The 21,608-nt window shown below is 70.3% G+C and carries 21 protein-coding genes and 1 pseudogene; 18 read left to right on the top strand and 4 right to left on the bottom strand.

The features are described 5' to 3' along the window. The first annotated feature begins 56 nt into the window (after positions 1–56). The 16 genes from ACFHWT_RS28215 (at position 57) to ACFHWT_RS28140 (ending at position 16,532) form a co-directional block, all read left to right on the top strand. Positions 57–1,256: an ABC transporter substrate-binding protein gene (locus ACFHWT_RS28215; RefSeq protein WP_416597706.1), complete on the top strand. Its 1,200-nt coding sequence runs from the start codon at positions 57–59 to the stop codon at positions 1,254–1,256. A gap of 103 nt (positions 1,257–1,359) precedes the next feature. Continuing rightward, positions 1,360–2,247: a branched-chain amino acid ABC transporter permease gene (locus ACFHWT_RS28210; protein ID WP_416597705.1), complete on the top strand. Its 888-nt coding sequence runs from the start codon at positions 1,360–1,362 to the stop codon at positions 2,245–2,247. Next, positions 2,244–3,203, top strand: a complete 960-nt coding sequence (locus ACFHWT_RS28205; RefSeq protein WP_416597704.1) for a branched-chain amino acid ABC transporter permease — start codon at positions 2,244–2,246, stop codon at positions 3,201–3,203. The genes ACFHWT_RS28210 and ACFHWT_RS28205 overlap by 4 nt, the downstream gene beginning before the upstream one ends. Next, positions 3,200–3,979 (top strand): ABC transporter ATP-binding protein, encoded by a 780-nt coding sequence (locus tag ACFHWT_RS28200; protein ID WP_416597703.1) that lies wholly within the window; start codon positions 3,200–3,202, stop codon positions 3,977–3,979. Before ACFHWT_RS28205 ends, ACFHWT_RS28200 begins: the two co-directional genes overlap by 4 nt. After that, positions 3,976–4,722 (top strand): ABC transporter ATP-binding protein, encoded by a 747-nt coding sequence (locus tag ACFHWT_RS28195; protein ID WP_416597702.1) that lies wholly within the window; start codon positions 3,976–3,978, stop codon positions 4,720–4,722. The genes ACFHWT_RS28200 and ACFHWT_RS28195 overlap by 4 nt, the downstream gene beginning before the upstream one ends. Further along, positions 4,719–6,245, top strand: a complete 1,527-nt coding sequence (locus ACFHWT_RS28190; protein ID WP_416597701.1) for an LVIVD repeat-containing protein — start codon at positions 4,719–4,721, stop codon at positions 6,243–6,245. The genes ACFHWT_RS28195 and ACFHWT_RS28190 overlap by 4 nt, the downstream gene beginning before the upstream one ends. Further along, positions 6,242–7,993 carry an amidohydrolase gene (locus ACFHWT_RS28185; RefSeq protein ID WP_416597700.1) on the top strand — a complete coding sequence of 584 codons (1,752 nt, stop codon included), beginning with the start codon at positions 6,242–6,244 and terminating at the stop codon, positions 7,991–7,993. Before ACFHWT_RS28190 ends, ACFHWT_RS28185 begins: the two co-directional genes overlap by 4 nt. Next, on the top strand, positions 7,990–9,387 hold the full coding sequence (locus ACFHWT_RS28180) for an amidohydrolase family protein (RefSeq protein ID WP_416597699.1): 1,398 nt from the start codon (positions 7,990–7,992) through the stop codon (positions 9,385–9,387). The genes ACFHWT_RS28185 and ACFHWT_RS28180 overlap by 4 nt, the downstream gene beginning before the upstream one ends. Continuing rightward, positions 9,384–10,913 (top strand): aldehyde dehydrogenase family protein, encoded by a 1,530-nt coding sequence (locus tag ACFHWT_RS28175; RefSeq protein ID WP_416597698.1) that lies wholly within the window; start codon positions 9,384–9,386, stop codon positions 10,911–10,913. The genes ACFHWT_RS28180 and ACFHWT_RS28175 overlap by 4 nt, the downstream gene beginning before the upstream one ends. Further along, the gene (locus ACFHWT_RS28170) at positions 10,898–11,707 is read left to right on the top strand and encodes a 2-keto-4-pentenoate hydratase (RefSeq protein WP_416597697.1); all 810 of its coding nucleotides are present in this window, start codon (positions 10,898–10,900) and stop codon (positions 11,705–11,707) included. The genes ACFHWT_RS28175 and ACFHWT_RS28170 overlap by 16 nt, the downstream gene beginning before the upstream one ends. Beyond that, on the top strand, positions 11,704–12,636 hold the full coding sequence (locus ACFHWT_RS28165) for an acetaldehyde dehydrogenase (acetylating) (RefSeq protein WP_416597696.1): 933 nt from the start codon (positions 11,704–11,706) through the stop codon (positions 12,634–12,636). Before ACFHWT_RS28170 ends, ACFHWT_RS28165 begins: the two co-directional genes overlap by 4 nt. Further along, positions 12,633–13,745 (top strand): 4-hydroxy-2-oxovalerate aldolase, encoded by a 1,113-nt coding sequence (gene dmpG / locus ACFHWT_RS28160; RefSeq protein ID WP_416597695.1) that lies wholly within the window; start codon positions 12,633–12,635, stop codon positions 13,743–13,745. Before ACFHWT_RS28165 ends, dmpG begins: the two co-directional genes overlap by 4 nt. Then, positions 13,742–14,563 (top strand): 2-keto-4-pentenoate hydratase, encoded by an 822-nt coding sequence (locus ACFHWT_RS28155; RefSeq protein WP_416597694.1) that lies wholly within the window; start codon positions 13,742–13,744, stop codon positions 14,561–14,563. Before dmpG ends, ACFHWT_RS28155 begins: the two co-directional genes overlap by 4 nt. Beyond that, entirely contained in the window at positions 14,556–14,993 is a 438-nt protein-coding gene (locus ACFHWT_RS28150) for a RidA family protein (protein ID WP_416597693.1), read from the top strand. Before ACFHWT_RS28155 ends, ACFHWT_RS28150 begins: the two co-directional genes overlap by 8 nt. Continuing rightward, entirely contained in the window at positions 14,993–15,514 is a 522-nt protein-coding gene (locus ACFHWT_RS28145; RefSeq protein WP_416597692.1) for a 3-hydroxyanthranilate 3,4-dioxygenase, read from the top strand. The genes ACFHWT_RS28150 and ACFHWT_RS28145 overlap by 1 nt, the downstream gene beginning before the upstream one ends. Before the next feature lie 4 nt (positions 15,515–15,518). Further along, positions 15,519–16,532 (top strand): amidohydrolase family protein, encoded by a 1,014-nt coding sequence (locus ACFHWT_RS28140; protein ID WP_416597691.1) that lies wholly within the window; start codon positions 15,519–15,521, stop codon positions 16,530–16,532. 51 nt (positions 16,533–16,583) lie between these two features. On the opposite strand, the pseudogene ACFHWT_RS28135 reads toward ACFHWT_RS28140, so the two are convergent. Further along, a pseudogene (locus tag ACFHWT_RS28135) lies at positions 16,584–17,141 on the bottom strand (SMP-30/gluconolactonase/LRE family protein); the annotation flags it as partial. 38 nt (positions 17,142–17,179) lie between these two features. On the opposite strand from ACFHWT_RS28135, the gene ACFHWT_RS28130 reads away from it, so the two are divergent. After that, entirely contained in the window at positions 17,180–18,244 is a 1,065-nt protein-coding gene (locus ACFHWT_RS28130; protein WP_416597690.1) for an integrase core domain-containing protein, read from the top strand. A 162-nt stretch (positions 18,245–18,406) separates the two neighbouring features. Here ACFHWT_RS28130 and ACFHWT_RS28125 read toward each other — a convergent pair whose 3' ends face one another. Both ACFHWT_RS28125 and ACFHWT_RS28120 read right to left on the bottom strand, forming a co-directional pair. Then, complete coding sequence (locus ACFHWT_RS28125) at positions 18,407–19,282, bottom strand: fructosamine kinase family protein (protein WP_416597689.1); 876 nt, start codon at positions 19,280–19,282, stop codon at positions 18,407–18,409. A 12-nt stretch (positions 19,283–19,294) separates the two neighbouring features. Next, entirely contained in the window at positions 19,295–19,447 is a 153-nt protein-coding gene (locus tag ACFHWT_RS28120) for a hypothetical protein (protein WP_416597688.1), read from the bottom strand. Between the two features lie 220 nt (positions 19,448–19,667). Here ACFHWT_RS28120 and ACFHWT_RS28115 point away from each other — a divergent pair, with 220 nt between their 5' ends. Then, positions 19,668–19,952 carry a hypothetical protein gene (locus ACFHWT_RS28115; RefSeq protein WP_416597687.1) on the top strand — a complete coding sequence of 95 codons (285 nt, stop codon included), beginning with the start codon at positions 19,668–19,670 and terminating at the stop codon, positions 19,950–19,952. Between the two features lie 75 nt (positions 19,953–20,027). Here ACFHWT_RS28115 and ACFHWT_RS28110 read toward each other — a convergent pair whose 3' ends face one another. Continuing rightward, on the bottom strand, positions 20,028–21,374 hold the full coding sequence (locus tag ACFHWT_RS28110) for an ISAs1 family transposase (protein WP_416597686.1): 1,347 nt from the start codon (positions 21,372–21,374) through the stop codon (positions 20,028–20,030). Positions 21,375–21,608: the final 234 nt, after the last annotated feature.

The raw sequence follows: 21,608 nt of genomic DNA, 5'->3' as shown, positions 1-21,608 counted from the left end.
GACAGGCGCGTATTTGTACGGGCGCCGACGATATCCCTCAAGCGAGGAGTGCGGATATGGGAATCAGCAGAGCTGCGCTCGCGGTAGCCGGCACACTCACGATCGCGCTCGCGGGTTGTGGCGGCAGCGCCGTGTCCGGCGACGGTGACGGCGAGACCGGAAGCGGTGCCGACGGCGCACCGGTCAAGATCGGATTCATGGTGCCCAAGTCCGGCGTCTACGCCTCCATCGGCGGCGACCTGGAACGGGCAATGCAGATCTACCTCGAGGAACATGACAACCAGCTCGGCGGCCGCGAGGTGGAGCTGGTCACCATCGACGAGGGCAGCACCCCGCAGGTGGGCACCTCGGCGGCCCGGCGCCTGGTCCAGCAGGAGCAGGTGGCGGCGGTCACCGGGATCGTGAACAGCGCCACGGCGGTCGGGGTGGCCAACATCTTCTCCGACGCCCAGGTTCCGGTGATCTCGACGGCCCAGGTGACCGACAACCCGTACTGGTGGCGGGTCGGCTGGACCAACCCGATGATGAACACCTCGATCGTCGACTACCTGGTCGATGAGCACCCCGACGAGTCGGTCTACCTGATCGGCGCGGACTACAGCCAGGGGCACGCGATCATCGAGTCGGTCCGTGGCGGCCTGGAGGCCGGCGGCGTGGAGATCGCCGGCGAGACGTTCACCCCGTTCGGCTCGACCCAGGACTACCAGCCGTACCTGTCGGAGATCCGCAACTCCGGAGCGACCTCGGTGTACGCCTTCTACGCCGGTGCCGAAGCGGCCCGGTTCGTGACCCAGTTCGCGCAGTTCGGTCTGAACGAGAACGTGACCCTGTACGGCAATCAGGCCCTGACCGAGGGCAACCTGGCCGCCCAGGGCGCCGCCGCCACCGGAGTGCTGACCAACTCGATCTACACCCCGCGGATCGACTCGGCGGTCAACGAGGCGTTCGTGGACGCCTACGTCGGCGAGTTCGACGCCCAGCCGTCGGTCTACTCGGAGGCCCAGTACGCCTCGGCGGTGGTGCTTGACATGGCGCTCGCGGCGATCGGCGACGACGCCGTGACCGGTGAGGCGATCAACACCGCGTTGGCCGGTCTGGGTGAGATCGAGTCGCCTCGGGGCACCTGGCGCTTCGACGAGGCGCAGGCACCCACCCAGACGATCTACCTGCGTCGCGCCACCGAGCAGGACGGGGTGATGTACGACGAGGTCATCGTCGAGCTCGGCGTCTACACCAGCGAGGGCGAACGCGCCTGACGGTACGGGTGGGCGTCCCGACGTCGGGACGCCCACCCGCGCAGGCGGCGCCGGCACACCGACCGTGGCCGGCAGCACCGAACGAGGAAGGGACGGACCTGCGGTGATCCAATGGTTGGACGCCAACACCATCACCGTGATCAACGGGCTGGCGTACGGCCTGCTGCTGTACACCCTCGCCGTGGGCCTGTCGCTCGTGTTCGGGATGTTGAACCTGCTGAACCTGGCCCACGGCACGCTGTTCCTCGGCGGGGCGTACGCGGCCGCAGTGCTGGTCGCCCCGGACGGAGCCTGGCTCAGCTGGGTGATGGCGCTGACTCTCGCGCTGGGTCTGGGCGCGCTCGCCGGGGCCGGCCTCACCGTGGTGACCCGGCCGCTCGCCCGGCGCGGTCACATGGCCGAGGCGCTGTTGACCCTTGGACTGTCGCTGGCCGGGGGCAACCTGCTGCTCTGGGCCTTCGGCGCGGACGTGCGTTCGGTTCCGGCCCCGGCCGGGCTCGACGACAGCGTGTCCATTCTCGGTGACCCGTATCCGGTCTACCGCTTGGTGCTGATCGGCTTCGGGCTGCTGGTCGCGGTGCTCGCCGAGGTCCTGCTGGAACGGACGATGATGGGAGCGACGGTGCGGGCGATCGTTGCGGACGCGGAAATGGTCCGCGCACTTGGTATCGACACCCGGAAGATCGTCTTCGGGGTGCTGGCGGTCGGCTCGGCGCTGGCGGTGGTAGCCGGCGTCGTCGGCGGGCCGATGCTCGGCGCCGGTCCCGGGCTGGACGGCCAGGTCCTGCTCATCGCCCTGGTGGTGGTGGTCATCGGGGGTCTGGGCTCGGCCCGCGGCGCGCTCATCGGCGGCCTGGTGATCGGGCAGGTGCAGACACTCGGCACCGCCCTGGCCCCGCAGATCGCCCCCTTCCTGATCTTCGGTGCGATGGCGCTGGTGCTGGTGGCCCGTCCGCAGGGCCTGCTCGGTCGGGCGGGAGCGGTCGCATGAACCTGACCTCCCCGACGGTGCGACGGATGATGCCGCCCCTGGTCGTCGCCATCGCAGTCGTACCGCCATTCCTGGCCGGACCGTACGCCATCTCCACCCTCACCCAGATCCTGGCCTTCTCGCTGCTGGTCATGAGCATGGTGCTGCTGATGGGGGTGACCGGAATGCCGACCATCGGCCAGGCCGGGTTCTTCGGCGTGGGCGGCTACACCACCGGGCTGCTCGCCGGCCGGCTCACCGACAACTCACCCGTACTGCTGGTGCTGTCCGCGCTGGCCGGAGCGGTGGTGGCCGGACTCACCGGCTGGCTGCTGGTCCGGGTACGCGGCACGTACCTGCTGATGCTCACCCTCGCCATCGGTGAGCTGCTGGCCTTGGTGGCGATCGCCCAGGTCACCCTCACCGGCGGCTCGGACGGCCTGGCCAACATCCCCACCCTGGTGCTGGCGGCGGGCGTGGAGCTGCGGCACATCGCGGCCGTCTACTGGTACATCGCGGTCGTGGTGCTGCTGATGGCCGCCGGGATCGCCCTGCTGGTCCGGTCACCGTTCGGCCGGGCGCTGGCCGGTATCCGGGACAACGAGCCGCGGATGCGGGCACTCGGCTACAGCACCGCCGGCTACAAGTACGCGGCGTTCTGCGTCAGTGGGGCGTTCGCCGGGGTGGCCGGCTCGCTCTGGGTCACCCAGACCCTGTTCATCTCCCCGGCCGACATGAACTTCCACGCCTCGGCCCTCGCCCTGGTGGCGCTGATCGTCGGCGGCTCGCAGAGCCTGTGGGGCGCGGTGGCCGGCTCGGCGTTGATCATCGTGGTGCAGAACATGCTGCCGATCTCGATGCAGGGGCTCGGCCCGGTGGTCCTGGGCGCGGTCCTGATCCTCGTCGTCTACCTGCTACCCGACGGGATCGCGGGGCTGGTGTCGTGGGCGCGCAGGAGAGCGGTGGGCCGGGCATGACGGACGCCGCGTTCGACCTCGTCGGGCTGACCCGCGCGTACGGTGCGCTGCGCGCCGTCGACGACGTCACCCTCACCGTGCGGGCCGGTGCCCGGCACGCGCTGATCGGCCCCAACGGTGCCGGCAAGTCGACGATGTTCAAGCTGCTCACCGGCGAGGTGCGGGCCACGGCCGGTCGGATCCGCTACTTCGGTACGGACATCACCCGGTACGCCCAGCCCCGCCGGGCCAGAATGCGCATCGCCCAGACCTATCAGCACTCCAGCGTCTTCATGCCGTTGACCGTGCGGGAGAACGTCGCGCTGGCCGCTCAGCGGGTGCAGGGGATCGGCACCGTGTGGTGGCGCGGGGCCGGCCGGTACGGCCGGCGCGACTCCTGGGCCGCGGAGAACCTGGCCGCGGTCGGCCTCGAACAGCGCGCCGACGATCCGGCCGCGGCGCTGTCGCACGGCGAGCGTCGGCAGCTGGAACTCGCGCTGGCCCTGGCGTCGCGCCCCCGGGTGCTGCTGCTGGACGAACCGACCGCAGGGATGTCCTCGGCCGAGTCCGCCTCGTTCGTCGCCCTGGTGAAGAGCCTGCCGACGGAGCTCACGGTGATCGTCGTCGAGCACGACCTGGACGTCGTGTTCAGCCTCGCGACCCAGATCAGCGTGCTGCACCATGGCCAACTACTGGCCACCGGGGACCCGGACCAGGTGTCGGCGGACCCCGCCGTGCAGGAGGCGTACCTGTCCTGGAGCGCGACCGACGACGACCTTGAGGGGGACCTGTCGTGAGTCCGTTGCTGGAGGTGACCGGGCTGCGGGCCGGCTACGCCCAGAGCGTCGTCCTGCAGGGCATCGACCTGGCGATCGAGGAAGGATCCGTGCTGTCCGTCCTGGGCCGCAACGGGGTGGGCAAATCGACCCTCGTGATGTCCCTGATGGGCCTGGTCCAGGTGTACTCGGGCACGGTCCGGTTCGCCGGTGCGGAACTCACCGGACGGCGTACCGACCGGGTCGCCAAGGCCGGCATCGCCCTGGTGCCGCAGGGCCGGCGGGTGTTCAGCCCGCTGACCGTCGAGGAGAACCTGCGGATCGCGGTGCGTCGTGGCCGGTCCGGCGGCTGGGACCTCGACCGGGTGTACCACCTGCTGCCCCGGCTGCACGAGCGGCGCCGCAACCGGGGCAACCAGCTCTCCGGCGGCGAACAGCAGATGCTGGCCATCGGCCGGGCGCTGCTGACCAATCCCCGGATGCTGCTGCTCGACGAACCGTCCGACGGGCTGTCGCCGATGGTGGTGCAGCAGGTCGCGGACGTCATCAGAGCGCTGCGCGCCGACCGGATCACGGTGCTGCTGGTCGAGCAGAACGTCCGGCTCGCGCTCGATCTGGCCGACCAGGTGGCGGTGATGGTCAAGGGCGAGATCGCCTGGCGGACCACCGCGCAGGGGTTCCGGGACGACCGGGACCGGGTGCGGTCACTGATGAGCGTCGCCACGGACGCCCCGACGTCCGCAAACCCATCCACCGACGAGTGAGTGAGGCGCAGATGGAAATCGCCGAGTACGGCTGGGACGAGGCCCGCGGGGTCTTCGTCCACCCTGAAAGCACCCCCTATGTCGCCGGGCCGCGGCCGTTGCCGCAGAGCCTGGACCACCTGGAGGACCGGGAGTACACCTCGAACATGACCGTCGAGGGCCGGTGGCCGACCGTGGTGCGGCTGACCCACACCTGGCAGAACGTGGTGGACATGGACGGTCGGCGGTACATGTTCCACTACTACCGGCAGGCGCTCAACGTCTACGACATCACCGATCCCACCGCGCGGGAACTCATCCTGGAGAAGCGGTACGCCCCGGAGGAGGGCGAGTTCGGGGCCGCCTCGATCGCGTACAACGAGCAGCTCGGGGCGTGGCTGCTGATCCAGTGCTTCGAGGTGCCCCGCACCTACGGTCAGGACTCCAACAAGTACGCGAATCCGGACACCCTTGCCCGGTTGATGTCCGTGCCGGGCTTCCGTGGTTTCCGGGTCTACGAGCTGACCGGGCCGACCGACTGGAAGCTGCTCGCCGAGGTGCCGACCGGGCCGGTCGACCCGGTCACCGGTATCCACCAGGGTTCCGGCGGGGTGGACACCCCGGCGTACGACGGCGGCAGGTACCTCTACATCTGCGCGGCACCCGACGACACGTTCATCAACCAGGAGTTCGCCACCTATCCGTACACCCCGGCACAGCTCATCTACGACATGTCGGACCCACGCCGGCCGCAGCTCGTCTCCACCTGGTGGGTGCCCGGGCAGCGGGTCGACGAGATTGCGGCCTACCGGGCGTGGAGCCGGCACGGCAACCGGAACTCGTGGATGGGCGCCCGGGTGCCCACCTCGGTGCCGGTGCCGCTGGAGCGGGGCGGCCGGTACGGCTACACCGCCATGGGCGGCCTCGGCCTGTACGTGCTGGACCTGGCCGACCCGGCCCACCCCACGGTGGCCGGCAGCCTGGAACTGCCACAGAGCTGGGCCGGCATCGAGGGCGACGTGGTGGACACCAGCCGGGTCACCAGCCGGGGCGTCGTCCTGGTCAACGGCGGGCCGATGAACGAGGACGGCTACGAGCCGTACAAGGAGGTGTACGTCATCGACGTCGCCGACCCCACCGAGCCCCGGATCATCGCCACCCTGCCCCGGCCGCTGCCGCCGCCGGACGCCCCGTACCGCGACTTCGTGTTCCGGCGCGGAAAGTTCGGTCCGAAGAGGTTTGGGTCCAACCAGCACCCGGGAACGCCCGACCCGAACCTGACCCTGTACTCGTTCGGCAACGCCGGGGTGCAGATGTTCGACCTGACCGATCTGCGGGAGCCACGGCAGGCCGGCTACTTCGTGCCCCGGATGACCGACGAGCTGGACAACCCCCGGTCGTACCTGGTGCCGACGGAGAGCATCTTCGTCGAGTGGGACCGCCGACTGGTCTGGGCCTTCACCACCTCCGGCATGTACCTGCTGACCAGTCCGTTGCTGGGCGAACCCCGACCGGACGCGTTGAGCCTGGGGCGGCCGTCGTGACCGGCCCGCACACCGCTGACCTGATCCTGGTCAACGGCGACATCACTCCGCTCGCCCGGGCCCGGCCGGCACCCTCCGGCGCGGCCACCGGCCGCAGCGCAGCTACCGGCCGCAGCGCCGTCAACGGCGCCGGCTCCGCGGCCGGTCCGGGCCAGGTCAGTGCGCTCGCCGTACGCTCCGGCCGGGTCCAGGCGATCGGCACCGACGACGAGGTCCGGCGGCTCGCCGGTGCCGGCACCCGGGTCGTCGACCTGGCCGGCCGCTGCGTCATCCCCGGCCTGATCGACAACCACATCCACTTCGTTCGTGCCGGGCTGACCTGGGACGCGGAGCTGCGCTGGGAACGCTGCCCGAGCCTGGCCGCCGGGCTGGAGACCGTCGCCGAGGCCGCCGCCACCCGGCCGGCCGGCGAGTGGGTCCTGGTGATCGGCGGCTGGCACGAACGCCAGTTCCCGGAGGGCCGGGGACCGGACCGGGCCGAACTCGACCGGGTCGCCCCGCAGCAGCCGGTGTTCGTCCAAATGATGTACGACTGGGCCCAGGTCAACACCGCCGGGATGCGGGCCGCCGGGCTGACCGCCGACCTGGCCCGCGCCGCCGGCGCGCACCTGTTCGAGTGGGACGAACACGGCCAGCTCACCGGCCGGGTGCTCGGCATGGAGGGCTGCAAATGGCTGTACGCCCGGCTGCCGGTGCCGACGCTCGACCAGCAGATCGCCTCGACCGCGCGGCTGTCGCGGGACCTGAACCGGTTCGCGGTGACCAGCCTGATCGACGGCGGCGGCGTGAACACCGGTCCGGACGTCTACGAGGCGGTCTACGAGGTCGACCGGCGGGGCGAGCTGACCGTGCGCACCTTCCTGACGGTGCACGCCTCGGCCCGTGGCCGTGAGCCCGAGGAGATCGCCGGCTACCTGCGCTACGGCCGCCGCCGCCACGGCAGCGACACGCTGCGTCTGCTCGGCTTCGGTGAGGTCGTGCTCTACCGCCTGCACGACCGGGTGCACACCCGGGTCGACGTGACCGACGCCGACCTGGCCGAGCTGACCGAGTTGTTCGGCCGGCTCGCCGCCGGCGGCTGGCCGATGCAGATGCACGCCCACCGGCCCGAGATCATCGGTACGCTGCTGGCCGCCTGCGAGGCGGTGAACGCCCGGACGCCGCTGGCGCCGCTGCGCTGGGGCATCGTGCACGGCGAGATGATCGAGCCCGATCAGATCGGCCGGATCCGGGCACTCGGTCTCGGCGTACTCACCCAGAGCCTGCTGCGGTTCCTCGGTGACCAGCTGATCGGCGCGTTCGGCACCGAGCGGGTGCGGTCCGCGCCGCCGCTGCGGGCCCTGCTCGACGCCGGGGTGCCGCTGAGCGCCGGCACGGACGCGATGCGCGGCGCCTCCTACGATCCGTTCACCTCACTGCACTTCTACCTCACCGGCCGCACCATCGGCGGGGACACCATCGTCGGCGAGGAGAACCTGCTCACCCGGGCCGAGGCGCTCGATCTGTACACCCGGGGCAGCGCCTGGAACTGCTTCGCCGAGGACGAGATCGGCGCCCTGCTGCCCGGGTTCCGGGCCGACCTCGCGGTGCTGTCCGACGACTACTTCACGGTGCCGGAGCAGCGCATCCCGGCCCTGGAGTCCGAACTGACGTTGCTCGGCGGCCGTCCCGTGCACCTGGCCGGGGAACTGGCCGGGGAACTGGCCGGCGGGGCGCTCGCCGAGCCCGACAAGCAGGAGGTCCGATGAGCCGCAAACTGCTGATCCGGGGCGGCCACGTGGTCACCATGGACCCGCAACTGGGCGACCTGCCCGGCGCCGACGTGCTGGTCGTCGACGGCCGGATCGCGGCGGTCGGGCCCGACCTGGGTGGCTCCGGCGGTGCCGACGCCACCGGGCCGGCCGACGCCACCGGTGCCGAGGTGATCGACGCGACCGGCACGGTGGTCGTGCCGGGCTTCGTCGACACCCACCGGCACACCTACCAGTCGCTGGTCCGCGCGCTGCTGCCCAGCTGCACCCTCGGCGAGTTCATGGGCACCATCTTCAACAGCGTGGCGCCCGCGTTCACCCCGGAGTTCATGCGGCTGGGCAACCATCTGGGCGCCCTCGACGCGTTGGACGCGGGCATCACCACGATGGTCGACTGGTCGCCCAGCGAAACCCCGGACCATGCCGACGGCGCGATCGAAGGACTGCGTCGCGCCGGAATCCGGGCGATGTACGCGCACGGGATGCCGGCCGGCGGCCAGTGGTGGTACCGCAGCGAGCTGAACCATCCGGACGACGCCCGTCGGATCCGCGCCGAACACTTCGCCAGCGACGACCAGCTGCTCACCATGGCGCTGGCGTTGCGTCAGCCCGGCAACGTGGTGGACGCGGTCGCGGTCAACGACTGGAACCTCTCCCGCGAACTGGGCGTACGGGTCTCCGTGCACACCGCGATGCGTTCCGGCGGCGCGACCGGCTCCCCGGTACGGGAGCTGCACCGGCTCGGGCTGCTCGGCAACAACACCACGTACATCCACTGCACCACCACCTCGGCGGCGGAGATCGCGATGATCGCCGACTCGGGCGGGTCGGTGTCCATCGCGCCATACGTGGAACTGGTGATGGGCCACGGCCTGCCGCAGATCACCGCGATGCTCGACCACGGCGTCGCGCCCACCTTGAGCATCGACACCGTCACCACCTCGCCGGGGGACATGTTCACCCAGATGCGCGCGGCGCTGGCGCTGGGCCGGGCCGAGGCGCTGCCGGCCGACCCGGAGGGCGCGTTCACTCCGCAGCTGACCCACCGCGACGTGCTGCGACTGGCTACTGTCGACGGTGCTGCGGCGTGCGGCCTGGCGGCCCGGACCGGCACGCTGACCCCGGGCAAGGCGGCCGACCTCGTCCTGGTGCGCGCCGACACCATCCGGACCCTGCCGTTGCGCGACCCGGCCGGCATCGTGGTGTCCTGCGCGGACCGGGCCGATGTGGACACCGTGCTGGTCGGCGGGGTGGTCCGCAAGCGTGCCGGCCAGCTGGTCGGGGTGGACCTGGACCGGCTGCGGGCCGAGGCGCTCGCCGCCCACGAGGCGATCCTCGCCAGCGCCGGTCTGCAGCCGTCGCCGGTCGGTGACCTGCGGGGTACCGGATGACCGACCGGTGGATTCGCAACGCGGTCGGCGGTCGGCTGGTCGACCCCGACGAGCGAAGGTCGTTCCCCGCCGTCGACCCGGTCGACGGGCGGACGTTCGCCCGGGTGCACGAGGCCGACGCCGACCTGGTCGACCGGGCGGTGTCGGCGGCCCGGGCGGCGCTGACCGGGCCGTGGTCGCGATGGTCGGCGGCGGCCCGCGCGGACCTGCTGCGCCGGGTCGCCGACCGGATCGAGCAGCGGGCCGAGGAGTTCGTCGCGGCCGAGGTCGCCGACACCGGCAAGCCGGTCGCCGAGGCCCGCCGGCTCGACGTGGCCCGGGCGGTGGCGAACTTCCGGACCTTCGCCGGCATCGCCACCCACGCCGAACAGCCGTCGTTCCTGACCGAGCTGCCCGAGGGGCGACAGGCGCTCAACTACGCCGTACGGTCCCCGCTGGGGGTCGTCGCGGTGATCGTGCCGTGGAACCTGCCCCTGCTGCTGCTCACCTGGAAGGTCGCCCCGGCGCTCGGCTGTGGCAACGCGGTGGTGGTCAAGCCCAGCGAGGAGACGCCGTCCACGGCCACGCTGCTGGCCGAGGTGCTCGCCGAATGCGGCCTGCCGGCCGGGGCGTACAACGTGGTGCACGGCTTCGGTACCGGTTCGGCCGGTGAGTTCCTGGTCCGCCATCGCGGCGTCGACGGGGTGACCTTCACCGGCTCGTCGGCCACCGGTTCGGCGATCATGCGTACCGTCGCGGGCCAGGTCCGACCGGTGTCGTTCGAGCTCGGAGGCAAGAACGCGGCCGTCGTCTTCGACGACGCCGACCTGGACCTGACCGTGGCCGGGCTGACCCGGTCGATCTTCGCCAACACCGGGCAGGTCTGTCTGTGCACCGAACGGGTCTACCTGCACCGGCCGATCTTCGATGAGGTCGCACAGCGGCTGGTGGCCGCTGCCCGCGGCCTGCGGCCGGGCCGGCCGCAGCACCCGGCGACCACCACCGGGCCGTTGATCTCGGCCGGTCACCGGGACAAGGTGCTGTCCTACTACCGGGCGGCTGCGGAGGCCGGTGCCACGGTGCTGACCGGTGGCGGCGTGCCCACCATCGCAGGTGCCGCGGCGGCTGACGGTTCGCCCGACTCCGATGGCCGTACCGGGGGTGTCGACGGCGATGCCGGCCTCGACGGTGGCTGGTGGGTCGAGCCGACCCTGTGGAGCGGGTTGACCAACGCCGACCGCCCGGTCCGCGAGGAGATCTTCGGTCCGGCGGCGGCGTTGATCCCGTTCGACACCGAGGACGAGGCGGTCGCGCTCGCCAACGACACCGAGTACGGGCTGGCCTCGTCGGTGTGGACGACCAACCTCGGCCGCGGGCACCGGGTGGCGCAGCGGATGCGCGTCGGCGTGTCCTGGGTGAACACCTGGTTCCTGCGTGACCTGCGCTCGCCGTTCGGTGGACGTGGCCTGTCCGGCATCGGGCGGGAAGGCGGCGACTTCTCAGTGGACTTCTACACGGAGCTGACCAACGTATGCGTGCAGATCTGATCTCCACCAAAGCCGTGCGCGACGCGGCGACGGACCTCGCCACGGCGGCTGCCGCCGGTGTCGCCTGCGCACCGGTACGCGCCCTGATCGGCGACACCGACCTCGACGCCGCGTACGCGGTGCAGTCGACGGTGACCGCCGAACGGGTCGCCGGTGGCGCCCGGGTCGTCGGCCGCAAGATCGGCCTGACCTCCCCGGCGGTGCAGCGCCAACTCGGCGTCTTCCAGCCGGACTTCGGCACCCTGCTCGACGACATGGTGTACAGCCACGGGGAACCGGTGCCACTGGCCGCGTTCCTGCGCCCCCGGGTGGAGGCCGAGATCGCCTTCGTGTTCGGTGCCGACGTCACCGCGCAGCGGCCGTCCGTGGTGGACGTGCTGCGGGCCACCGAGTTCGTCACCGCCGCTATCGAGATCGTCGACTCGCGGATACGTGACTGGGACATCCGGATCACCGACACGGTCGCCGACAACGCGTCCAGCGGAGCCGTCGTTCTCGGCGCCACGCCGTACTCGCTGACCGGGCTGGACCTGGCCGAGGTGGGCATGGTGCTGGAGACCGACGGGGAACCGGTGTCCACCGGTGCCGGATCGGCCTGCCTCGGCTCCCCGGCGGTGGCGGTGACCTGGCTGGCCCGGGAGCTGACCAGGCGCGGGGACCCGCTGCGGGCCGGCCAGGTGGTGCTCTCCGGGGCGCTCGGGCCGGTGGTGGCCGTCGAGGCGCCGGGCCGGTACCGGGCCCGGTTGGACGGACTCGGCACAGTCGACGCGAACATGGTGGGGGAGTCACAGTGAGCCGGGTACCGGTCGCGATCATCGGTTCCGGCAACATCGGGACCGACCTGCTGTTCAAGATCAAGCGACAGTCGTCGACGCTGACCGCGACCGCGATGGTCGGGGTGGACCCGGCCTCCGACGGTCTGGCCCGGGCCGGCCGGCTCGGCCTGGCCACCACCGCCGACGGCATCGACGGGCTGCTGGCCATGCCCGAGTTCGACGCGGTACGGGTGCTGCTGGACGCCACCTCGGCCGGGGCGCACGCCCGGCACGCCGACGTCGCCCGCGAGCACGGCAAACTCGTCGTCGACCTGACCCCGGCGGCGGTCGGGCCGTACGTCGTCCCCGTGGTCAACCTCGACCGGCACCGGGCGGAACCGAACCTCAACATGGTGACCTGCGGCGGGCAGGCGACCATCCCGGTGGTCGCCGCCGTCTCGCGGGTGGCCCCGGTGGCGTACGCGGAGATCGTCGCGTCGATCGCGTCCCGCTCCGCCGGACCCGGCACCCGGGCGAACATCGACGAGTTCACCGAGACCACCGCGCGGGCCATCGAGTCCGTCGGTGGGGCCCGGCACGGCAAGGCGGTGATCGTGCTGAATCCGGCCGACCCGCCGATCGTCATGCGTGACACGGTCTACTGCTTCGTCGACGGGGCCACCTCGCCCGACGAGGTGACCCGCTCGGTCGAGGCGATGGTCGACGAGGTGCGCGGCTACGTGCCCGGGTACCGGCTCAAGCAGCGCGTCCAGTTCGACCGGGTCGTCGTCGACTACCTGCCGGCGCTGGACGCCGGGTTCGACGGGCTGCGGGTGAGCGTCTTCCTGGAGGTCACCGGCGCCGGCCACTACCTGCCCGCGTACGCCGGGAACCTCGACATCATGACCGCCGCCGCCGTGCGCACGGCCGAACGGATGTGCGAGTTGCGTGGATGGGTGAGCCAATGAAGGTGTACGTACAGGACGTCACGTTGCGCGACGGGATGCACGCCATCGGGCACCGGTACCCGGTGGACACCGTCCGGCGGGTCACCGCAGCCCTCGACGCCGCCGGCGTGGCCGCGATCGAGGTCGCCCACGGCGACGGGCTCGGCGGGTCGAGCACCACCTACGGGTTCGGCGCGCACACCGACACCGACTGGATCGCCGCTGCGGCCGAGGAGATCAGCCGGGCCCGGCTCACCACGCTGCTGCTGCCCGGCATCGGCACCATCAAGGACCTGGCCCGCGCACACGCGCTGGGTGTCACCAGCGTGCGGATCGCGACCCACTGCACCGAGGCCGACATCGCCGCCCAGCACATCGGCTGGGCCCGGGAGCACGGCATGGACGTTTCCGGGTTCCTGATGATGTCGCACCTGAGCGAGCCGGCAGCGCTCGCGCGTCAGGCCGCACTGATGGAGTCCTACGGCGCCCACTGCGTTTACGTCACCGACTCCGGCGGCCGGCTGACCATGCGTGACGTGGCGGAGCGGGTCGACGCCTACCGGCAGGTGCTTGCCGCCGGGACGCAGGTCGGCATCCACGCGCACGAGAACCTGTCCCTGTCGGTGGCCAACAGTGTGGTCGCGGTGGAGCACGGCGCCGACCGGGTCGACGTCGCCCTTGCCGGCCAGGGCGCCGGCGCGGGCAACTGCCCGGCGGAGCCGTTCATCGCCGTGGCCGACCTGCTGGGCTGGGAACATGGCTGTGACCTGTTCGCCCTGCAGGACGCGGCCGAGGAGCTGATCCGGCCGGGCCGGGACCGGCCGGTCCAGGTCGACCGGGAGACGTTGACGCTGGGCTACGCCGGTGTCTACAGCAGCTTCCTGCGGCACGCCGAACGGGCGGCGGCCCGCTACCAGCTGGACACCCGCGACATTCTGGTCGAGATCGGCCGTCGCGGACTGGTCGGCGGTCAGGAGGACATGATCGTTGACGTGGCGCTCGACCTGCTCGCCACCCGTGGCAGCGGCGCGGCCGACGCACCGGACGGTTCGGACCCACCCGCCGGTTCACCGGCGCCTTCCGGTTCGCCGGCTTCTTCCGGTTCGGACGGGCGGGGGTGGGTGGCATGAGCGGCATCGACGTGTCCGCCGCCGCGGCGTACCTGGACGAGGCCCAGCGCACCGCGACGGCGGTGCGTCAACTGTCGGCGAACCCGGCGGCCACCGGGGCCGGCGAGCTGGACGTGGCCACCGCGTACAGGGTACAGGCGGCCGCCTACCGGATGCGGCTCGACCGGGGAGAATCCGCCGCCGGCGTAAAACTCGGCTTCACCAGCCGGGCGAAGATGGCCCAGATGGGCATTTCGGAGATCATCGTCGGTCGGCTCACCGAACGGATGCGTATCGCCGACGGCGACGCGGTCGACCTCGACGATCTCATCCATCCACGGATCGAGCCCGAGATCGCCTACCTGCTCGCCGAAGACATCGGCGACGAAGACACCGGTACGGACGCCAGTGGCCTGGACCGGCGACCGCCGCCGCCGTCCGCCGTCGCCGCCGTCGCTCCGGCGCTGGAAATCATCGACTCGCGTTACCGGGACTTCTCGTTCTCCCTCGCCGACGTCGTCGCCGACAACGCCTCCTCGGCCCGGTACGCCATCGGCCCGTGGCAGCGGCCGGACCGGGACGTCGGCAACCTGGCGGTCCGGCTCGACGTCGGTGGGCGGCTGGCCGAGGTCGGCTCGACCGCAGCGATTCTCGGGCACCCGTACCGGGCGCTGCACCGGTTGGTCCGGCTCGGTCGCGATCAGGGCATTCCGCTGCGGGCCGGCGATGTCGTGCTCGCCGGGGCGGCCACCGCCGCCGTGCCGTTCATCGGCGGCTTGGCCGAGTGTGCCGTCGCCGGACTCGGCCGGGTGCAGGTGCGAGGGAGCCGCAATGACTGACGCGCACCTGGTCGCCGGCCTGGCCGTGCCCCGGGGACGGTTCCCGCACGCTCGGGTGGCTGGTGACTTCGTCTTCGTCTCCGGCACCAGCGCCCGACGCCCGGACAACAGCATCGCCGGGGCCGCTGCGGACGCGTACGGCACCGTCAGCCTCGACATCCGCGAACAGACCCGGGCCGTCATCACCACCATCGGCGAGATCCTCACGGCCGCCGGTGCATCCCTCCACGACGTCGTCCGCGTGACGACGTACCTGGTGTCGATGAACGACTTCGGCGGCTACAACGAGGTGTACGCCGAGTTCTTCGACCACGGCGGTCCCTCCCGCACCACGGTCGCCGTACACCAGCTGCCGCACCCGCACCTGCTGATCGAGATCGAGGCGGTCGCCTACCGCCCGCCAGCTACATCGGATCGAAAGGAGCCCTGATGCCCGACATCACCGCCACCCAGAACTTCGACCGGTGGATCGAGGAACACGGACACTTGCTGAAGCCGCCGGTCAACAACCGCACGATGGCCACCGGACAGGACTTCATCGTGCAAATCGTGGGCGGGCCCAACCAGCGGACCGACTTCCACGTCGACCCGTACGAGGAGTGGTTCTACCAGATCAAGGGCAACATGCACGTCGACCTGATCACCGACGACGGCCCGCAGACGGTCCACATCCGGGAAGGCGAGGTGTGGCTGCTGCCGCGCGACACACCACACTCCCCGCAACGGCCGGAGGCCGGATCGATCGGCCTGGTGATCGAACGGGTCCGCGAGGAAGGGACGCTGGAGAAATTCCAGTGGTACTGCCTGAACTGCGCGGCGCTGCTGCACGAGGTCGAACTTCAGGTGCGGGACCTGGTGCAGGACCTACCGCCGGTGTTCACCGCCTTCTACGACAACGTCGAGGCCCGTACCTGCGGCTCCTGCGGCGAGCTGCACCCCGGCAAGGGCTGACGCGGTGACCGGAATCATCGACGTCCACACCCACTACGTACCGAAGGGATGGCCGGACCTGTCCACGGCCGCCGGTGGTGGTTCCCGCTGGCCGTGGCTGCGGGTCGACTCCGAACGGGACGCGATGATCATGATCGGTTCCGACGAGTTCCGCCGGATCGGCGAGAACTGCTGGTCGGGCGAGCGACGGCTGGCCGAGATGGACCGCGACGGGATCTCGGCCCAGGTCGTCTCGCCCACTCCCGTGTTCTTCTGCTACGACCGGCCGGTCGACCAGGCGGTCCGGGTGTCGCGGATCTTCAACGATCTCGCACTGGAGATCTGCGCGGCGGACCCTGACCGGCTCCTGCCGTTCTGTCAGGTCCCGCTGCAGGACCCGGACGCCGCCTGCGCCGAACTCGATCGGTGTGTCACCGCCGGGCATCGGGGGGTCGAGATCGGCAACCACGTCGGGGACCGGGATCTGGACGACGCCGGCATCGAGATGTTCCTGCGGCACTGCGCCGAGCGGAACGTCCCGGTGTTCGTCCATCCCTGGGACATGCCCGACTCGCCACGGCTGCAACGGTGGATGGCCCGATGGCTCACTGGCATGCCAGCCGAGACCCATCTGTCGATCCTGGCCATGATCCTCGGTGGCGCCTTCGACCGGCTGCCCCGCAATCTGCGGATCTGCTTCGCCCACGGCGGCGGCTCGTTTGCCTTCTGGATCGGACGTGTCGACAACGCGTGGCAGCGGCGGCCGGACGTAGTCGGCACCTCCCGGCAACCACCGTCCAGCTACGTCGACCGGTTCTACGTCGACAGCGTGGTGTTCGACCCTCGCGCGCTGCGGCTACTCGTCGACACCATCGGTCCGGACCGAGTCATGCTCGGCAGCGACCACCCGTACCCGCTGGGTGAACAACCACCGGGACAGGTCATCCGGGCGAATCCACTGTTGTCGGACAGCGAGAAAGCCGCGCTGCTGGGCGGCAACGCCCAGACCTTCCTCGGCGCGACGCCCCCAGGCTCCTGACCGACCGGGCTTTGCCGTCGAAGCCGGCTGAGCCGAGCCGTCGAAACAGGCTCAGCGGTGATCGATCGCGGTGATGGTGTCGCCGAACAGGGATGGGATCAGCAGCCTGCCCCGGTGCAGTGCCACGTGCGAGGGCATCCGCAGGAGGTCGGGTGCTTCGACGACGGCGCGGGCCCGGCCGTCAGGGGCGATCCGGACGACGCGGCTGCTACGGGTCACCGCGACGAAACATGACCCGTCGGGGGCGACCGAGAGGCCGTCCGGTCCGTTCGCCAGCCCGGTGACGGTGACCAGTCGCCGGCCGGACAGCCGGCCGGGACCTCGCACGTCGAACGCGATCAGCGCGTCGTCTCTGGTGAGGGTGACGTAGAGGGTGGTCCCGTCGGGGCTGAGCGCGATTCCGTTGGGGTAGACGAGGTCGTCGGCGGCCGCCACGCAACCTGCGGTTCCCGGCGGGGGCGCGTAGCAGACCGTTCCGGTGGCCTCTCCGGCGGTGGCCGTTCCGCTGTCGGTGAACCAGACTCCCCCCGTGGCGTCGGCGACGCAGCCGTTGGGCCGCCGCAGTCGTCGCGCTCCCTGTACCGTGCCAAAACTTGTCGCACATGCTGTGAGCTGGGAGTTCTCGGCTTGGGTTGATGATCGTCGGTATGGTCGTGCGGTTGCTGTACCTGGGGATGATCCGTCTGTTCAGCGGTCTGGGGTTGTTGATCCGCAGCGACAGGGCGTTGCTGATCGAGGTCCTCGCGCTGCGGCATGAGGTTGCGGTGCTCCGTCGGCAGGTTCGGGGCCGGCCGCGGCTGTCGTGGCCGGACCGGGCGATCCTGTCTGCCCTGGCCCGCCTGCTGCCGCGTCGGCTGCGGGAACATCGGATCGTCACCCCGGCCACGTTGCTGGCATGGCACCGCCGGTTGGTGCGACGTCACTGGACCTACCCGAACCGACCTGGGCGACCATCCATTAGCGACGAGCTCTGGGACGTCATACTTCGGCTGGCCCGGGAGAACCCGCGATGGGGACACCGCCGGATCCAAGGCGAGTTGCAGCGGCTGGGCCATCGGGTCGGGGCGGGCACGATCCGGCGGGTCTTGGCCGGTCGACGTGTCGGCCCGCCGCCTCGCCAGCCCGACACCGACTGGCGGATCTTCCTGCGTAACCAGGCTGCTGGCCTGTTGGCCATCGACTTCTTCCACCTCGACACGATCCTGCTACGCCGCCTCTACGCGCTGGTCGTCATGGAGGTAGCCACTCGTCGGGTCCACCTCCTCGGGATCACCGCGCACCCCACCGGGCGGTGGGTGACCCGGCAGGCCCGCAACCTCGCCTTCGACCTGGGCGAGCGCGTCAACCAGTTCCGGTTCCTGATCCGCGACCGCGACTGCAAGTACACCACCGCCTTCGATGAAGTCTTGACCGCCGAGGGCATCACCGTGGTCAAGATCCCACCCCGGACCCCACAGGCGAACTGCTTCATCGAACGCTGGGGCCGCAGCCTCCGCGACGAGTGCACCGACCAGATGTTGATCTACAACGAACGCCACGCGCGGGCCGTGGTCGGCGAGTACGTCGACCACTTCAACGACCACCGGCCGCACCAAGGGCGCCAGCAGCGGCCACCCAACCATGACCCGTCCGTCGTCATCCCCATCGACAAGCCCGTACGCCGCCGAAGACGCCTTAGCGGAGTGATCAACGAGTACCACCGAGCAGCCTGAACTGATCGTCAAAACACCACCAGGTCACCGCCGGTAAACGAATTTGCACGGCTCAAGCCCAACGACAGGATCATGACCGACAGCATGACCCCGCCCATTCATCCCACAGCGAACGAAACCGCACTTCACGGGCCATGACCGAGTTCCCGAACGGTACAGGTGTCAGCGACGAGCGAACGGCGCGATCAGGTTGCGTATGTAATCGGCGGCACCCCAGTCGTCATCGTCGTGGGCGATAATGCTCATGAGCTCGCGCAGGTGAAGCAGCGGCATACGGTCACGCCATCCATCGGCGAGCGGGGCGGCCTCGGCGTAGGCGTCGAAGAACCGCTCGGCCGCTGGCGGTCGCGGCGAGCACCACAGCATCGCCAAATCGACCTCGGGCCAGGCGTAGGAAACGGCAGGGTCGATCAGAACCGGTACGCCTTGGGCTGTGGCGAGCACGTTTTCCGACCACAGGTCGCCATGAGTAAGCACTGCGGGCATCACCGGAATCAGTTCTGGCAGAGTGGCGCATAGTCGCTCGAGGGCCTGCCGCTCCCGGCTGTCAAAAGTGGCCTGGACGAGGGGCTCGGCCAGCCAACGTAGGACGCGGCACTCAGCGAAGAACGCGTACCCGTCGTCGTGCCACGAGTTGTCCTGACGCATGCGGCCCAACCACCCGTCGCGGTGCCAGCCGAACCGGTCGTGCACAGTCGATGTGTGCATGTAGACTATCATTCGACCTAGCTCTTCCCAGAATCGCTCGTCGTCGGCAGGTCGTGGCCGCAACGACTCCAGAACCAGCAGGTTCGGGGTGACGTGTCTGACCTCTGGCGTCGCCGCGCCGCCTATTTCCCGCAGCGCACGTAGCCCTTCGGCCTCGATCGCGAAGATGTCCGAATCGGGCCCGATCAGCGTCTTGGCGAACAACTCCTGCCCATCGTCGAGGGTTACCAGCGCGCCGACCGCGATGACGCCGCCCGATGCGGGCACAAGGGTAGCGGCGTCCAGCCCTGCCGCGGCTAGCCGTTTGGTGAGGATATCTATTTCTGTCACACGGGGATGAGATCACAGCTCGGGCGCGCGAGGCAATCGCGGCCAGTTGCCCAGCGTCGCGGCCACGTCGAATTCCGCAGGGTTCTTAGCCTTGAACTCTGCGGTGAACGACCGACTGACCGGCTCGGCGTCCGGATCACCGAAACCCATGGGCTTGTCTACCATGCTGGTGATCTCCCTCAGGCCCGGCGGAGGAGCGCATCCCCGGGCAGACGGCCTGTCTCACCTCAGCCGGCGAAGAGTGGACAAGCGGGTCGACGTAGTGGCAGTGCTCGATTTGGCGGGGTATACTTCGTCTGGACGTGCCGCTCATTCACCGTGGGAGTGGAGGAGATTGAGTACGCAGCCGAGCATCGTTGCGCCCAGAAACGTCCCTACACCCAACGTGACCGGCACACACAAGGTGCCGCTTGCCCTGCTTCGACACACCGAATCGCCACGACTTGCCGGACTGAACGACGAGCATCTACACCTGCTGACCCAGACTGATACCGCGTTCCCGCCAATCCTCGTCCACCGCAACACGATGCGTGCGCTGGACGGGGTGTGCCGATTGCACGCCGCGATGCTGCGCGGACAGAAGACGGTCGACGCCGTCTTCTTCCATGGGCCGCTCAGCGGGGTTTCGCCGCTGCGGTCCGGGCCAACGTTTCCCACGGACTCCCACTGAGCCTGGCCGATCGCAAGGCCGCAGCGGTGCACGGCCCCGGCCTTGTTCCTCTATGTCTGATTTGATCACCGTTTGTTAGATGTCGTAGACGGCGAAGGTGTCGGCGCGGTCGTGGAGGTCACGGCGGGCGTGGGCGATGTTGGCGCGTCCGGCGAGGCGGAAGGTGTTCAGGGCCAGGTTGCGCATGGCGGCCAGGTTGCGGGGAGCCGTACCCGTCCTGAGTTGGGAGTCGTCCTCGTTGAAGGTGACGTCACGGGTCCAGTGCAGGCGGGTTTCCACCGACCAGTGTCCTCTGACGTAGGCGTTGAGGTGCTGCGGTCCGGCCTGGGTGGCGTCGAGGCTGACGATGCCGTGGATGATCTGTTTGCTGGTGCGGATCCCGTCGAGTCCGCCGGTGTCGCGGCGGAGTCGGAAGACCTGGCGGGCTCCGGGGAACAGGGTGTCGTCGCAGCCGGTGACGCGGATCGTGCGGCGTTCGGTGCGTCCGTGTCCGCGATCGGCCTGGACGCCGGTCCGGTCGGCGAACTCGGTGTCGGTGCCGGACAGCAACGTGTGGGCGGCGCGCAGGGCGAGCGGCTGGTTGCCCTTCAGGATCAGCATGTAGTGGGCGTTCAACGTGTCGGTGATCAGCCGGGCGGTTTTCCTGTTGGTGTGCGGGGCGTCCAGGGTGAGCAGCATGCCGGCGACGTTCAGCGGTGTGAGTAGGTCCTCGGTCGCGGTGGCCTCGCCGCGTTTGTCGGCGACCTGGCGTTGGCCCAGGATCACGGCACGGTCGTGGGTGACGGCGGCGACCAGGAACACCTGTCCGGTGGCGGTGCGGGTGCCGTGCAGCAGTTTCCCGTCGATCGCGGCGGCGGGCAGTAGCCCGGCCGGTGCCGGGTGGGTGGACGCCCGGGTCGCGGCGCGGCGTTGTTCGCGTTCGGTGGGTTCGTCGACGCTGGTGGGGATCTGTGGGGTCGGTGTGTCGCCGCGTGCCACGTCTGCGGCGTAGCCGCAGGTCGCGGTGTCGAGGGCGTCGCCGTCGACGGCGGCCAGGACCCGCCGGAAGGTCCGTTCGCTCGGGATGAGGTAGCGGCTGGTCAGTGGGTCACGGCGGGCGCCGAGGCGGTGCGGGACGTCCTGTGGGGTTCGGGCTGCCCACTGCCGGATCGCGGTCAGGCTGTCGTTGCCGGCGACGTGGGTGGCACACGCGGTCAGGACCAGGATCACCAGCAGCGGATGGCGTCGTCCGCGCGGTCGGCGGGGGTCCGGCACCTGAGCCAGGCGTGCTACCAGGGGCGACGCCATCGACAAGGGATCGGCCGGGCCGGTGGAGAGTTCGGCTTCCCACAACGCCAGATCGGCGAGGTGGTCAACAACGGGGTCGGTCAGGGAAGATGTCGTCACGAGCGCGGCTCCAGCGATGAACTTGAGGCTAGTCACCCGCAAGATCATCAGGAGTCGCGCTCGTCCCGCAACTCAGCCGATGTCCGATTTTCAACACGGACAGAACGACTCAAGCCGGAACAACGCCGGGGCCGTGCCAGCAGCCCCACGCGAAGGTGTGGACCGAAGCCCGTGTCGAGCAGTGGCAGACGACCGGTGACCGGCCGGCGGTGGCGGTCTGGACCGCCGACCAACTCGCCACCTTCCTGGGCGAGGTGACCGACGACTCGC

Source organism: Micromonospora sp. LOL_021 (assembly GCF_048060215.1).
In the GTDB taxonomy this organism is placed as follows: Bacteria; Actinomycetota; Actinomycetes; order Mycobacteriales; family Micromonosporaceae; genus Micromonospora_E.
Note: the sequence above shows the minus strand (reverse complement) of the source record. Positions and strands in the feature narration are given on the sequence as shown.